This is a genomic window from Pseudomonas sp. P4_B3, from assembly GCF_056402295.1.
Genome location: NZ_JBFUHR010000006.1, coordinates 91,744 through 106,012 on the forward strand (window position 1 = coordinate 91,744; position 14,269 = coordinate 106,012).

At 61.5% G+C, this 14,269-nt stretch carries 14 protein-coding genes; 5 read left to right on the top strand and 9 right to left on the bottom strand.

The window, feature by feature from the left end:
* Positions 1-17: 17 nt before the first annotated feature.
* Positions 18-488: a DUF1810 domain-containing protein gene (locus AC1DWG_RS08250; protein ID WP_477763426.1), complete on the top strand. Its 471-nt coding sequence runs from the start codon at positions 18-20 to the stop codon at positions 486-488.
* On the opposite strand, the gene AC1DWG_RS08255 is transcribed toward AC1DWG_RS08250, so the two are convergent.
* Positions 453-2,813, bottom strand: coding sequence for a DNA polymerase II (locus tag AC1DWG_RS08255; protein ID WP_477787617.1), 2,361 nt, complete (start codon positions 2,811-2,813; stop codon positions 453-455). The genes AC1DWG_RS08250 and AC1DWG_RS08255 overlap by 36 nt on opposite strands.
* Before the next feature lie 331 nt (positions 2,814-3,144).
* Between AC1DWG_RS08255 and AC1DWG_RS08260 the strand changes: the two genes are divergently transcribed.
* Entirely contained in the window at positions 3,145-3,585 is a 441-nt protein-coding gene (locus AC1DWG_RS08260; RefSeq protein WP_007987990.1) for a CBS domain-containing protein, read from the top strand.
* Positions 3,586-3,651: 66 nt separating this feature from the next.
* On the opposite strand, the gene AC1DWG_RS08265 is transcribed toward AC1DWG_RS08260, so the two are convergent.
* Complete coding sequence (locus tag AC1DWG_RS08265; protein ID WP_477759911.1) at positions 3,652-4,275, bottom strand: glutathione S-transferase family protein; 624 nt, start codon at positions 4,273-4,275, stop codon at positions 3,652-3,654.
* Positions 4,276-4,536: 261 nt separating this feature from the next.
* Between AC1DWG_RS08265 and AC1DWG_RS08270 the strand changes: the two genes are divergently transcribed.
* Positions 4,537-4,899, top strand: coding sequence for a hypothetical protein (locus AC1DWG_RS08270; RefSeq protein ID WP_477787618.1), 363 nt, complete (start codon positions 4,537-4,539; stop codon positions 4,897-4,899).
* 77 nt (positions 4,900-4,976) lie between these two features.
* On the opposite strand, the gene AC1DWG_RS08275 is transcribed toward AC1DWG_RS08270, so the two are convergent.
* Positions 4,977-6,068 carry a DUF1615 domain-containing protein gene (locus tag AC1DWG_RS08275; RefSeq protein WP_477787619.1) on the bottom strand — a complete coding sequence of 364 codons (1,092 nt, stop codon included), beginning with the start codon at positions 6,066-6,068 and terminating at the stop codon, positions 4,977-4,979.
* Between the two features lie 137 nt (positions 6,069-6,205).
* On the opposite strand from AC1DWG_RS08275, the gene AC1DWG_RS08280 reads away from it, so the two are divergent.
* Entirely contained in the window at positions 6,206-7,741 is a 1,536-nt protein-coding gene (locus AC1DWG_RS08280; RefSeq protein ID WP_477787620.1) for an FAD-dependent oxidoreductase, read from the top strand.
* A gap of 124 nt (positions 7,742-7,865) precedes the next feature.
* Here the strand turns inward: AC1DWG_RS08280 and hemB are convergent, their stop codons facing one another.
* Both hemB and AC1DWG_RS08290 read right to left on the bottom strand, forming a co-directional pair.
* Positions 7,866-8,840, bottom strand: coding sequence for a porphobilinogen synthase (gene hemB / locus AC1DWG_RS08285; RefSeq protein WP_057714015.1), 975 nt, complete (start codon positions 8,838-8,840; stop codon positions 7,866-7,868).
* Positions 8,841-8,968: 128 nt separating this feature from the next.
* On the bottom strand, positions 8,969-9,679 hold the full coding sequence (locus tag AC1DWG_RS08290; RefSeq protein ID WP_477763421.1) for a glutathione S-transferase family protein: 711 nt from the start codon (positions 9,677-9,679) through the stop codon (positions 8,969-8,971).
* A 354-nt stretch (positions 9,680-10,033) separates the two neighbouring features.
* On the opposite strand from AC1DWG_RS08290, the gene AC1DWG_RS08295 reads away from it, so the two are divergent.
* Entirely contained in the window at positions 10,034-10,705 is a 672-nt protein-coding gene (locus AC1DWG_RS08295; protein ID WP_477763420.1) for a histidine phosphatase family protein, read from the top strand.
* A 42-nt stretch (positions 10,706-10,747) separates the two neighbouring features.
* Here the strand turns inward: AC1DWG_RS08295 and mnmH are convergent, their stop codons facing one another.
* The 4 genes from mnmH to AC1DWG_RS08315 all read right to left on the bottom strand — a co-directional run bounded on the left by mnmH (position 10,748) and on the right by AC1DWG_RS08315 (position 14,220).
* Positions 10,748-11,851: a tRNA 2-selenouridine(34) synthase MnmH gene (gene mnmH, locus AC1DWG_RS08300; protein WP_477763419.1), complete on the bottom strand. Its 1,104-nt coding sequence runs from the start codon at positions 11,849-11,851 to the stop codon at positions 10,748-10,750.
* Positions 11,851-12,885, bottom strand: a complete 1,035-nt coding sequence (gene selD, locus AC1DWG_RS08305) for a selenide, water dikinase SelD (protein ID WP_477755719.1) — start codon at positions 12,883-12,885, stop codon at positions 11,851-11,853. Before selD ends, mnmH begins: the two co-directional genes overlap by 1 nt.
* A gap of 176 nt (positions 12,886-13,061) precedes the next feature.
* A complete protein-coding gene (locus AC1DWG_RS08310; protein ID WP_477763418.1) occupies positions 13,062-14,018 on the bottom strand; it encodes a quinone oxidoreductase family protein in 957 nt (318 codons plus the stop codon).
* 28 nt (positions 14,019-14,046) lie between these two features.
* Positions 14,047-14,220 carry a DUF1427 family protein gene (locus AC1DWG_RS08315; protein WP_477755721.1) on the bottom strand — a complete coding sequence of 58 codons (174 nt, stop codon included), beginning with the start codon at positions 14,218-14,220 and terminating at the stop codon, positions 14,047-14,049.
* Between the last annotated feature and the right edge of the window lie 49 nt (positions 14,221-14,269).

Below are 14,269 nucleotides of genomic sequence, written 5' to 3' on the forward strand. Positions count from 1 at the left end.
TGTCAGAGAGCTTCGCCATGAGAAGCACCGACCACCTGGACCCGTTCAATCTGCAACGCTTTCTCCAGGCTCAGGACCCGGTATTCGACCGGGTTCAAAACGAGCTGAGCAACGGGCAAAAGCGCAGCCACTGGATGTGGTTCATTTTTCCGCAGTTTGCCGGGCTCGGCGGCAGCGAGATGTCGCGCCGCTTTGCCATCCGCTCGCGGGAGGAAGCCCTGGCCTACCTTGAGCACCCGTTGCTGGGCGCCCGGCTACGCACCTGCACCCAGGAAGTGCTGAATATCCGGGAGCGCTCGGTGGCCGGGATTTTCGGCCCTCCCGACGACCTGAAGTTTCATTCCTCGATGACCCTGTTTGCCCAGGTCGCCGCCGCCGACAGCCTTTTCCAGCAAGCCTTGAACCAGTACTTCCACGGCATCCTGGATGACTGGACCTTGTCGCTGATGGACTCAAAACAGGCCCAGTTGCCCCCCAATCAGGGTTGAGAAGTCGTCGTCGACAAACGGCAGTATCGCGTCCGCCACCGGTTGCAGTTGCCGGGTGATGTAGTGGTCGTAATCGATGGGCGCGCTGCGCACTTCCAGCGGCTCGGGGCCGGCGACGGTGATCACATAGCTGATCCAGCCACCGTTCTGGTATTGCCGAGGACGACCCTGGCGGTCGTTGTATTCGTCGGCCAGGCGCGCCGCGCGCACATGGGGTGGCACGTTACGCTGATAGTCATCGAGGCTGCGGCGCAGGCGCTTGCGGTAGACCAGCCGGTCATCGTATTCACCGGCCAGGGTCTTGCGCACGTAGTCACGCACATAGTCCTGATAGGGCTTGCGCAGGAAGATCCGCGAATACAGCTCCTGCTGGAATTGCCGGGCCAGCAGCGACCAGTCGGTGCGTACGGTTTCCAGGCCTTTGTAGACCATTTCGTCGCTGCCATCGGCACGGGTCACCAGCCCCGCGTAGCGCTTTTTACTGCCTTCTTCGGCGCCGCGAATGGTCGGCATCAAAAAGCGCTTGTAGTGGGTTTCGAACTGCAATTCGAGAACGCTTTGCAAGCCGTATTCCTGCTGCACGTGCTCGCGCCACCACTGATTGACGTGCGCCACCAGCGCGTGGCCGATCTGCGCCGCCTCCTGCTGACCATGGGCGCGACGCAGCCAGACGAAGGTCGAATCGGTGTCGCCATAAATCACTGCATGCCCCTGGGCCTCGATCAACTGGCGGGTACGCAGCATGATCTCGTGCCCGCGCAAGGTGATGGACGAAGCCAGGCGCGTGTCGAAGAAGCGACAACCGCTGGAGCCGAGCACACCGTAGAACGCGTTCATGATGATTTTCAGTGCCTGGGACAGCGGTGCGTTGTGTTCGCGCTTGGCGGTTTCCCGGCCTTCGGCCACCCGGGCGACGATGGATGGCAGGCAATGCCGGGTGCGAGAAAAGCGCGCGCCACGAAAACCCGGTACCGACTCGCTGTCGTCCGGGTGCTCGAGCCCTTCAATCAGCCCCACGGGGTCAATCAGGAAGGTGCGGATGATCGACGGATAGAGGCTTTTGTAGTCGAGCACCAACACCGATTCGTACAGTCCTGGTTGCGAATCCATGACAAAACCGCCGGGGCTGGCTTCGGGTGGCTTGCCACCAAGATTCGGCGCAACGAAACCCTGACGGTGCATCAGCGGCATGTACAGGTGAGTGAACGCCGCCACCGAACCGCCCATGCGATCGGCCGGCAAACCGGTGACGCTGGCCCGCTCCAGCAAGAAGGTGAGCAATTCGGTCCTGGAGAAAATCCGCGTGACCAGTTCGCAGTCTTTGAGGTTGTATGTGGCCAGCGCCGGTTTGTCCTCGGCGAACATGCGATTGATTTCGTCCATGCGCTGGTACGGGTTGTCGATGGACTTGCCCTCGCCGAGCAAGGTTTGCGCGACGTTTTCCAGGCTGAACGAAGGGAAACTCCAGGTCGCCGAACGCAGGGCCTCGATACCATCGATGATCAGGCGGCCAGCGGCTGAAGCGAAGAAATGGTTGCCGCTGCCGTGTTCGCGCCACTGCATTTCCTCACCGCCACGCCCCAGTTTCAACGGCACCGCCAGGCGCCGGGCGTGTTCGTGAAGCACCCGCAAGTCGAACTGCACGACGTTCCAGCCGATGATCGCGTCGGGGTCGAAGCGGGCAAACCAGTCGTTGAGTTTTTTCAGCAGCAAGGTCCGCGAATCGCAGTATTCGAGCTGGAAATCCACCTGGCTGGCGTCGCCATTCGGCGGACCGAGCATGTACACCTGACGTTCGCCGCAACCTTCCAGGGCAATGGAATACAACTCGCCCCGGGCCGTGGTCTCGATGTCCAGGGACACCAGTCTGAGGCTCGGCCGGTAGTCGGGTTCGGGTTTCATCTGCGCGTCGAGCAGCAGGCCCTCGGCATTCGGCGTGCCACTGAAGCGCACCGGCGCGGTGATGAAGCGTTCCATCATGTAGCGTTCCGGCGGGCGCACGTCGGCTTCGAACACCTCGACACCGGCCCGGCGCAGCGCGGTTTCCAGGCGCATCAACTGGCCATGTTGCTGGCAGTAAAGTCCGAGGACCGGGCGATGTTCGAAATCCTGCAGGGCCAGGGGCCTGAGCTCGACGTTCTTCTCGTCATGCAAAACGCCTTCGGCCGCCTGACGCTGCGCAGCAGGGATGAACGCCACCGACGGTTGATGAGGCAGGCGGATGCGCCGGGGACCGCTGTCGGTCGCCAGCCAGAATTCGACTTCCGTGCCAGCCGGGGTGTCGCGCCAATGCCGGGTCAGGACGAAGCCCTGCTGTAGATCCACCACTGCAAACCTCAACGTTGATTCAGAGGGGGATTCTACCCGTCATCGGCCGGGATAGCGCGATTGCCCCCGGTATCAGCGGTAAACATCAACCCTGTAGGAGCAGGCTTGCCTGCGAAGGGGTCAGTACATTCAACATCTTTGTTGGCTGACAGTCCGTCTTCGCTGGCAAGCCAGCTCCTACAAGTAAGGTGCTGGCCGGAAATGAGGGGTTTACCGAAGAAAAACCGTCGAATGACGTTTTTTGCGTGTTATCTGCCGCTTTCGCCCTTGCCCTGAACGCTCGCGTCTACGATTCTTCAAGAACAACGACAACACCCGAGTAACCACCATGAAAACCGTCGCCCAACTGCTCAAGCTCAAAGATCAGAAGAATCAGGAAGTGCACCAGATCAAACCCGATCACATGGTGCTCGAAGCGCTGATGAAGATGGCCGAGAAAAACGTCGGCGCCTTGCTGGTGGTGGAGAATGATGAAGTGCTGGGCATCATCAGCGAACGGGACTATGCACGCAAACTGGTGCTGCACGGCCGCTCTTCGGTGGGCACGCCGGTGCGCGACATCATGGTGTCGCCGGTGATTACCGTCGACACCCATCAAACCGTGGAGACCTGCCTGGGCATCATGTCCGATAGGCGCCTGCGGCACTTGCCGGTGGTGGAAGGCGGCAAATTGATTGGCTTGCTGTCGATCGGCGACCTGGTCAAGGAAGCGATTGCCGAACAGGCGGAGCTGATCAAACAGCTGGAACAGTACATCCGCGGGGAGTAAATCCGCACACGCCGCCCCCCCCTGTAGGAGCGCGCAGGGCTCGCTCCTACAGGGGGTTTACGGTGTTCAGGCCGGCCAATGCCGGGCGAATACCGGCGTTAGCGCCGGGTAGCGGTCGATGCGTTCCAGCCAGGCGAAAAAACCCGGCCGGGCATTACGCAAATGCTCCCGACTGCCCGCCCATCGCGAGATCACCGCCGCCAGCACATCCAGCGCCCCTGGCTTCTCGCTGCCCAGGTACAACTCGCCCGAGAATTGATCGGCGAACACCTCCCAACTCCAGTGCAGGCGCCGGCGGGCGCCCTCCATGAGGTTGTGCCTGGACGACTCATCCGCCTTGGCCAGCCAGCGTTCGGGGTAATCAATGATGCCGATGGCCGCATAGCAATTGCTGACGATGTACGCCATGCCGCGAATGGCCTGCGCCCGCTCGGCCGGGTCTGACGGCAACAACCCCGATGCGGGAAAGGTCAGCCCGAGGTGAATCAGGATCGCCGCGCTCTCGGTCAGGACGCTGCCATCAGGTAGCTGCAAGGTCGGAATCTGTTTGAGCGGGTTGAGTTTCTCCAGCGCCTGGGCCGCCTCCGCGGAGGTCTCGACATCGATGAAGCGATAAGGAACATCACAGAGTTCAAGAGCGGCTTCGACGGCCGCCGCCCCGGAGTTCTGATAACCGTAGAGCTGGTACATAAACGTCTCCTTTCACACCGCGATCTCTGCAGTGCCTCATCATCCGTCCCGGCAGAGGAACGCGCCAGCTATCCAGTGTAGAAGCCGCCAACCGTCACACAGCGGCCATCCGACGATCGCACCATCACGCTCACAAGGGGTATGGCACGGGCCCTATCATTGCCGTCGATGTTCACCATCACCTCAATGAAGTTCTCTTAAAAAATCCCCGGCGTAACATCTGCTCCATACCAACCCATAAGCACCCCGGAGCACACCATCATGAAACGCCAAGTCCTTCTCAGCATCGCTTTCTCGGTTTTCGCAGTTAACGCTTTTGCCGCAACTTCTGCTCAACCTGTGGTCGCTGAAGGCGGCTCGGATCGTCTGATTGAAAGCCGTGTGGCCGAGGGTGGTTCCGATCGCCTGCTGGAAAAACGTGTTGCCGAAGGCGGTTCCGACAAACTGCTGGAAAACCGCGTCGCTGAAGGCGGTTCCGACAAGCTGCTGGAAAACCGCGTCGCTGAAGGCGGTTCCGACAAGCTGCTGGAAAACCGCGTCGCTGAAGGCGGTTCCGACAAGCTGTTGGAAAACCGCGTCGCTGAAGGCGGTTCGGATCGTCTGATCGAAAGCCGCGCTGTCTGAATGCAGTGCTTTACCGCAGGACTCAACGAAAACCCGGCCTCACCCGCCGGGTTTTTTATGCTTTTTTTGCACCGCAATTACTTCCCTGCCCGCGCCATGCAGCGCTGGTAACGTTCATCGACCCGTTTGGCGAACCACGCGGTGGTGAGTTTGCGGGTGATTTTCGGGCTTTGCAGCACGATCCCCGGCAACACCTCACGGGGTAACGGCCGGCCCTCGGCCCGTTCGGCCAGTTCGAAAACCCGCCGATAGAGTTTGCTGTCTTCGAACGCCAGGGTTTTCCCCTCCTCCAGTTGCTCGCGGATCGTCGGATTGCGCATGTCCAGTTGCTTGCCGAGGGTGCGCACGGCCAGTTCCGTGGTGCCGGGCATGATCGAACCGTAGTTCACCAGATCGCCATCCAGCGCCAACGGAATACCGGACGCCCGGCTCACTGCGTTCTGAAACGCGGCGTTGCGGCTGGCGTACCAACCCGCGTTGAAGTCCGCAAAACGGTACAGCGGCTGCGGGTAGCTCACCGGGTACCCAAGCAGATGCGCGATGCCGAAATACATGCCACCGCGCCGGGTGAACACTTCATGGCGAATCGAGCCCTGCACCGGGTACGGATAGCCCTTGGCCTGCTGTTCGGCAAAATCAATGCCGACCTGCATCGGCCCGCCGGTATGCACCGGGTTGAAGCCGCCGAACAGTTTTTTGCCCATCGGTACCATGTCGATGAAGTCGTCGAAAATCGCGCTCAGTTCCTTTTCACTGCGCGCGGCATTCAGGCGGCTGCTGTAGCTTTTGCCATTCGGCGAATCGAGCATTAATGCACCGCTCACCAACAGGCCGGGAATGTGCGCCTTGGCGGCACGGCGGTCGATCTCGTCGCGGGCGATCTTGCCCAGCCCCGGTACGCCCGGATCGACTTGAAAGGTCGATTCCTGTTCGGTCACGGCCAGCACCGAGCACAGGTTTTGCGTGGTCGGCGAGATGTCTTGCGCGGTAAACGCCACCTGGATATCCGTGGCCCAACCCTGGGGATCGGCAGCTTTCGCCGGCAGCAAACGCACAATCTCGGCCTTCACTTCGGCCGGGGTGCGCGTCGTCGGCTCCTGGGTCCGCTGGCTGCCGCAACCGGTCAATACCAGCAACACGCCGACGCTTGTGATCAATCTGATTTGCATGTCGTTCCATCTGATCCATTGGTCCGGGCTAACCATACGACCAATGGCAGGTCAGCGGCTACGGTCGTGGTAGTCCGACGGTTGCCGCCCTCCCCGACTGGACCATACTTGATTCACACAGCGAGGAGGACAGGTTCATGCACCGCAGCGACGTGTTGATCGTCGGCGCCGGCCCGACCGGGCTGGTCCTGGCGTTGTGGCTGAGCAAACTGGGGGTGCGCGTGCGGATCGTCGACAAAACCTCGGCCCCCGGCACCACATCCCGGGCGCTGGCCGTCCAGGCACGGACGCTGGAGTTGTATCGCCAGCTGGGCCTTGCCGATGCCGTGGTGCAACACGGCCATCAAGTAAAGGCCGGCAACTTCTGGGTCAAGGGTGAGCCCGTTGCGCGCCTGCCCCTGTCCCAGATCGGTGAAGGCCTGACGCCCTATTCGTTTCTCGAGATCTTCCCGCAGGACGAACACGAACGGCTGCTGATCGAGCGCCTGGAAGCCTTCGGCATCACGGTGGAACGCAACACTGAACTGGCAGGCTTCGAGCAAACCGCAGATGGCATCACGGCCACACTGCACCTGCCCGACGGCCAGCAGGAAACCTGCCAGGCCTGTTACCTGGCCGGGTGCGACGGTGCCCGGTCGATTGTGCGCAAGACCCTGGATACCGGGTTTCCCGGCGGCACTTACCAGCAGATTTTCTACGTCGCCGACGTGCAGGCCAGCGGCCCGACATTCAACGGCGAACTGCATGTGGATCTCGACGAGGCGGACTTCCTCGCCGTGTTCCCGCTGGGAGACAGTGGTCGTGCCCGTCTGATCGGCACGGTGCGCGACGAGCGCGCCGAACACGCCGAGACCCTGCGTTTCGAAGACGTCAGCAGCCGGGCCATCGAGCATATGAAGGTGAAGATCGAGCAACTGAACTGGTTCTCGACCTACCGCGTACATCACCGGGTGGCGGATCACTTCCGCAACGGCCGGGCGTTTTTGCTGGGCGATGCCGCCCACGTCCACAGCCCGGCGGGCGGCCAGGGCATGAACACCGGGATCGGCGATGCCATCAACCTGGCCTGGAAACTCGCGGCAGTGTTGAGCGGCGGCGCCGAGGCCAGACTGCTCGACACCTATGAAACCGAGCGCATCGCCTTCGCCCGCAAACTGGTGGCCACCACCGACCGGGTCTTCAACTTCGTCACCGCCGACGGGCCAATTGCCGATTTGCTGCGTACGCGCCTGGCTCCGTTCTTGTTACCGAAAATGACCTCGTTCGAAACCTCCCGTCAGTTCCTGTTTCGCACAGTGTCGCAGATCACCCTGAATTATCGTGGAATGCCGCTGAGCACGGGCGTTGCCGGGCGTGTGCATGGCGGTGATCGCCTGCCCTGGGCCCATGACGGTGAGGGGGATAATTTCGAGTCGCTCAAGTGCCTGACCTGGCAGGTGCATGTCTATGGCGACACCAGCGACGAGATGATCGCCTGGTGCCACGAGCACCATTTGCCGCTGCATGTGTTCGACTGGCGACCGGCGTTCGAAGCGGCGGGCCTGGGGCGCAATGGCTTTTATCTGTTGCGGCCCGATACCTATGTGGCGATTGCCGAGACGTGTGCGGACCCGAAAGTGATCGAACGGTACTTCCGTGATCACGGGATCCGGCCGTTTTTTGGCGCTCCCTGATGCAACACAACCCCCTTGTAGGAGCTGGCTTGCCAGCGAAGGCGTAGTGTCAGGCAGCATTGATACTGTCTGACCCACCGCCTTCGCCGGCAAGCCGGCTCCTACAGGGGGTATGCGGTGGTCCTTAGATCCCGGCCAAGGCCAGATCCATCGCAAAGTACGTAAAGATCAGGTCTGCCCCGGCGCGCTTGATCGCTCCAAGGCTCTCGCGCACCACACGGTCCTCATCGATGGCCCCGGCCTGGGCGGCAAACTTGATCATCGCGTACTCACCGCTCACCTGATACGCCGACAGCGGCAGGCGCGAGGCTTCGCGGATGTCGCGGATGATGTCCAGGTACGCACCGGCCGGCTTGACCATCAGCGCATCGGCACCTTCCTGCTCGTCGAGCAACGATTCGCGTATCGCTTCGCGGCGGTTCATCGGGTTCATCTGGTAGCTCTTACGGTCGCCCTTGAGCGCACTGCCGCCCGCCTCGCGGAACGGGCCATAGAGCGCCGAGGCGAATTTGGTCGAATACGCCATGATCGCCGTCTGGGTAAACCCGGCGTCATCGAGGGCCCGGCGAATCGCCTGGACTTGCCCGTCCATCGCCGCCGACGGGGCGATCACGTCGGCACCGGCACGGGCCGCCGCCACCGCTTGCCTGCCGAGATTGATCAGGGTCTGGTCGTTGTCGACTTCATGGTTGTGCAGCACGCCGCAATGGCCGTGGTCGGTGTACTCGCAAAAACAGGTGTCGGACATCACGATCATTTCAGGCACCGCGTCCTTGGCGATACGCGACATGCGCGAGACCAGACCGTCCTCGCGCCAGGTGTCGCTGCCGCTGCTATCCAGGTGATGGGACACGCCGAAGGTCATCACCGACTTGATCCCGGCACGGGCGTAGCGCTCGATCTCGCCGGCCAGTTTCGACTCGGGAATGCGCATCACGCCCGGCATGCTTTTGATCGGCACGAAGTCGTCGATTTCTTCTTCGACGAAAATCGGCAGCACCAGGTCGTTCAGGCTGAACTCGGTCTCCTGGAACAGGCTGCGCAGGCTCGCATTGCGGCGCAGACGGCGTGGGCGTGCTTCGGGGAACTGACTGGACATGGGTATTCCTGGATTTCAGAGGATGAGATGTAGGAGCTGGCTTGCCAGCGAAGGCGTAGTGTCAGGCAGCGATTATATGACTGACCCACCGCTTTCGCTGGCAAGCCAGCTCCTACAGGGGAATGATTTCAACCAGCGACCGGGCTCGGAATCTGCAACCCGCGCACCACCGCCGGCCGCGCCAGGAAACGTTCCAGCACCCGCGTGACGTTAGGGAAGTTCTGGATGCCCACCAGATCGCCGGCCTCATAGAAGCCGATCAGGTTGCGCACCCACGGGAAGGTAGCGATGTCGGCGATGGTGTAGCGCTCGCCCATGATCCAGTCGCGCCCTTGCAGACGGCCGTCCAGCACCTTGAGCAGGCGTCTGCTTTCCTCGACGTAGCGGTCACGGGGACGCTTGTCTTCGTAGTCCTTGCCGGCGAACTTGTTGAAAAATCCGAGCTGGCCGAACATCGGACCGATCCCGCCCATCTGGAACATCAGCCACTGGATCGTTTCGTAGCGCGCTGCCGATTCCTGGGCCAGCAGTTGCCCGCTCTTGTCCGCCAGGTAGATCAGAATCGCCCCCGACTCGAACAGCGCCAACGGCAGGTCGTCCGGACCGTGGGGGTCGAGGATCGCCGGGATCTTGTTGTTGGGGTTGAGGGAAAGAAATTCCGGGGACATCTGGTCGTTGGTGTCGAAGCCTACCCGGTGAGGTTCATACGGCAGGCCGATCTCTTCGAGCATGATCGAGACCTTGACGCCGTTGGGGGTCGGCAAGGAGTACAGCTGAATCCACTCGGGATACTGGGCAGGCCATTTGCGGGTGATGGGGAATGCGGACAAATCGGTCATGGGCGGGATCCACGAATACATTGAGAGTGACGATAATAATGTAGATATCCGCTCAGCGATCCGTTGAAGCCATGAATCTCGCTGATAGGCGAGATCAAAAGAGATCACCACTTTTTCAACACCATCCGGTGTATTGTGTCCACATTTGTGCAACATCCTGTCGATAGCCTTCGCTGAAAACCCTTGAAGGTTAGCGGCACTCGACCGAAATCGAACCAAACGGGTTCAGGGGACTCTGAGCACCACTCCTTTGAAACGGACCGGCTTCAATGACATGGAAACACCCGACGCAGCACAATCGTGGTGTAAATGTTTGTCAGCCTTAACCGAATTGCGCTGAAGATCCTTTTATTCATGAACCTGTTCAATTTTGCCAAACGCTTTAAACATCGCGCTTACCTTTTGTTGCCCGCCCTCTTGGTGGTCAGCGCGTTGTTCCTGTCGCTGGAGCCCGGCGCAAGTCGCGCCCAACCGATGGATGGCACCCAGACGCTGGTCTTCCTGCGCCACGGGGAAAAACCCGCCGCAGGCCTGGGCCAGCTCAATTGCCAGGGACTCAACCGCGCCATCGACCTGGCCACGCTGCTGCCGGAAAAGTTCGGCAAGGCCAACTATGTGTTTGCGGCGAACCCGACCCGTAACGTCGAGGAAGGCGAGTTCGACAATTCCTACAGTTACATCCGCCCCCTGATGACCATCAGCCCCAGCGCCATCAAGCTGGGCCTGCCGGTGAACATCAATTTTTCCGCCAATGACACCGATGACCTGGCCGAAGAACTGCTCCAGGGCAAGTATCACAACTCGGTCATCTACACGGCCTGGTCACACGGCTACCTGCCGGAGCTGATCAACACGGTGGCCGAAGAAGCCACCGGCGAGGATGCGAAGATCATCGACGACTGGGAGTCCAGCGACTACGACTCGCTGTATGTACTGACCCTGACCTGGCACAACGGCAAGGCCAGCTTGCAGAGCCATGTGTACAAGCAAGGTCTGGATAACGGTGCTGAAACCTGCCCGACCTGAGTTGTGCATTGCCTGCTCGCGATGAGGCCGGCACAGGCTACATCACCCTCGCTGGCTGCCCCGCTCGCGCAGATACTCAAGAACCGCCCCACGCTCCCCGGCAAACTCGATCCGTGCGTCTTTCTTCTCCCGCTGGAACGCGTACATCGGATCGTAATACTCGCACAGCAACCCTTCGATCCAGCCCCGGTGCAGATCCACCGCGCCACTGCGGGCCTGCTCAACCAACGCATCCTCCATCAAAACCAGCATGCGCCGATGACGTTCGCCACCCAGGCGCTTCTGCACATTGTTCAGGCTCGCCAGCAGGCGTTCGGAAAACAACGCAAAGCCGTCATCGCCATGCACGCCGATGAATTCGGCGCACAGATCCACCACGTAATCGCGCAGGATCCGCTCGACCCGACCTTCCAGGCTGTCTTCCAGCCACACCATCGGAAACTGCTGCATGCCCTGGTACAGCGGCAACGGCAGCGCACAACTGCCCACCGCGCGGCTTTCGTCTTCCAATACGAACTGCTCGATGCCCCGGGCGCGTTTTTTCAGCACGTCTACCGCCAAGCGGTTTTCGAAGTCGATATTCGAGGGTTGGCCCGTGGCGCGTTTACCGAAACTGGAGCCGCGATGGTTGGCATGACCTTCAAGGTCCACGGCGTTGCCCAGTTGCGTGAGCACCTCGGTTTTGCCGGTGCCGGTCATCCCGCCCAACAGGACGAAATCGCACTGGGTCACGGCTTGATCGAGGGTGTCCAGCAGGAAGGTACGCATGGCCTTGTAGCCGCCGCCCACCCGTGGATAGTCGATGCCGGCCTCGTCCCTGAGCCATTGCTGGACGATCTGCGAGCGCAGGCCGCCGCGAAAGCAATACAGCAGGCCTTCCGGATGCGCCCGGGCAAAATCGGCCCAGGCCTGGATGCGTTCGGCCTTGACCGCGCCCGACACCAGTTGATGCCCCAGCACGATGGCCGCTTGCTGGCCGTGCTGCTTGTAGCAGGTGCCGACCCGCTGGCGTTCATGGTCATTCATCAACGGCAGGTTGATCACGCCGGGAAACGCGCCTTTGCTGAATTCGACGGGCGCGCGGGCGTCCATCATTGGCCGGTCGTTGAGGAAGATGTCGCGGTAATCAGTGCAGTCGACGAACATCAAAACACCTCGACCGCGTTGCTCTGTCGCTCGACCAGTTCACCGATCGGTTCCAGGCTCAAGCCCAGCTCAGCGGCCACAGAAAGGAATTGCTCGTTGCCTTCGGGCGTCACGGCAATCAGCAGGCCGCCGCTGGTCTGCGGGTCGCAGAGCACGCGTTTGTGCAGTTCCTGAAGGCGTCCGAGTTTGCTGGCGTAGCTGTCGAAATTACGCAGAGTCCCGCCCGGTACGCAGCCCTGTTCCAGGTAATACTCGACGCCCGGCAGGCGCGGTATGCGGTCGTATTCAATGCGCGCCGTGAGCTGGCTGCCGTCGGCCATTTCCACCAGGTGCCCGAGCAGGCCGAAACCGGTGACGTCGGTCATCGCGGTCACGCCATCGAGCTTGCCGAAGCGGCTGCCGGGTTTGTTCAGGGTGCACATCCAGTCCCGGGCCAGGCCGATGTCGGCATGACGCAACTTGCCCTTTTTCTCGGCAGTCGTAAGGATGCCGATGCCGAGGGGTTTAGTCAGATAAAGCAGGCAACCGGCCGTGGCGGTGTCGTTGCGCTTCATGTGGCGCTTTTCCACCAGACCGGTGACGGCCAGGCCAAAGATTGGCTCAGGTGCGTCGATGGAGTGCCCGCCGGCCAGCGGGATGCCCGCCTCGTCACATACCGAACGGCCGCCGCGTATCACTTCCCGGGCAATTTCCGGGGCCAGCACGTTCACCGGCCAGCCCAGAATCGCAATTGCCATCAACGGATCGCCGCCCATGGCGTAGATGTCGCTGATGGCATTGGTGGCGGCAATTCGGCCGAAATCGAAGGGATCGTCGACGATCGGCATGAAAAAGTCGGTGGTCGAGACCACGCCGCGTTCTTCGTCGATGGCATACACCGCCGCGTCGTCGCGCGAGGCGTTGCCGACCCAGAGCTTCGGATCGAGGTTCTGCGCCCCGCTGCCGGCCAGGATCACTTCCAGCACCTGGGGGGAGATCTTGCAGCCGCAACCGGCGCCGTGGCTGTATTGGGTCAGGCGAATCGGTTCGCTCATGGGGGCACCTCATTGGGTCAATGGGGCCGATTCTAACAGAGCGAGGCCTGCGCAAGGCATTGCGCGGCCACGGACCCTGTAGGAGCTGGCTTGCCAGCGAAAGCGGTCCGTCAGTTACGTTGATTTTGGATGTACCGCCATCTTCGCTGGCAAGCCAGCTCCTACAGGGGGTTGGGTCATGGCAGCAGAATCACCTTGTCGCCACTGCCCTGATTCACTTCGGCATAACGCTCCAGTCCTTCAGCCAATGGTGATTCGAACAGTCCCTGGGGCAATGGCAACAAGCCTTGATCGAAGAACCGGCCGAACTGCTCGAGCATCGCCGCACACGCCTGTACCCCGTACAGCAACGAGTTGATCCCCACCACTGAGCCACCCTTGCGATACAACGCCAGGGCCGGTAACTGCACGTGACCGTCCACCGGCGCCGCGATGATTGCGATGCGGCCAAACGCGGCCAGGGCAGCCACCGAGGCCGGCAGCCAGAAACCGGTGGTGTCGAAAATCACATCGGCGCCGCCGGCATACACCGCGTTGACCTGTGCGCCCAAATCTTCGGGTTTATCCAGTTGCAGGGTCTGATAGCCCTGGTCTTGCAAGTCCTTGACCTGTTCCGGACGCCGCGCGGCCGCCAGCACCCGGGCGCCACGCACCTTGGCCAGGGCCAGCGCGGCACTGCCGACCGCCCCGCCACCGATGACCAGCAATCGGGTTTCGGCCGTCACCAGGCTGCGTTCCAGTGCATCCCACGCCGTGGTGTATGGCACGCCGAGGCTGGCGGCCTGGGCGAAGCTCAGGTGCGTGGGTTTGAGCGCCACGCCATTGGCCGGCAGCTTGACGAACTGCGCGTGGGATCCGTCGGCGAAAAACCCCAGTTCCCGGCCCGTGCCCCAGACTTCCCGGCCGATCAGCGCCTGTGGGCCGGCCACGACCACCCCGGCAAAATCCCGACCGGGAATTCGCGGCAAGGTGGTGTAGGGAAAACGTCCCAGCACGTTTTTCACATCGCTGGGGTTGAGGCCAGCGGCCTTGATCTCGACCAGCACTTCATCGGCACCGGGCACGGGGGTCGGCACCTCGACGTAGCGCAGGGCCGAGAGATCACCGGTTTTGTCGAATTGCAGAGCTTTCATGGGCGTGTCCATTGAATAAAGGAAGGGGTCAGGAGATCCAGCCAGCCACCAGCTCCCTTCCCATCGGCCAGAGCTTTTCGCCGGCGAGCATGCCGAGCAGGCCTACCAACGCGATGGCCGGGGGTGCGGGGGAACGAAAATCCAGGGCGCCGTACAGCAGACCGACGCCCAGACCGATGGCCAGTGACATGAGGAAGTTCATGACAGACTCCGGGGGCAATTGAGGTATGCGCTGAGTCTAGAGGGCGTAA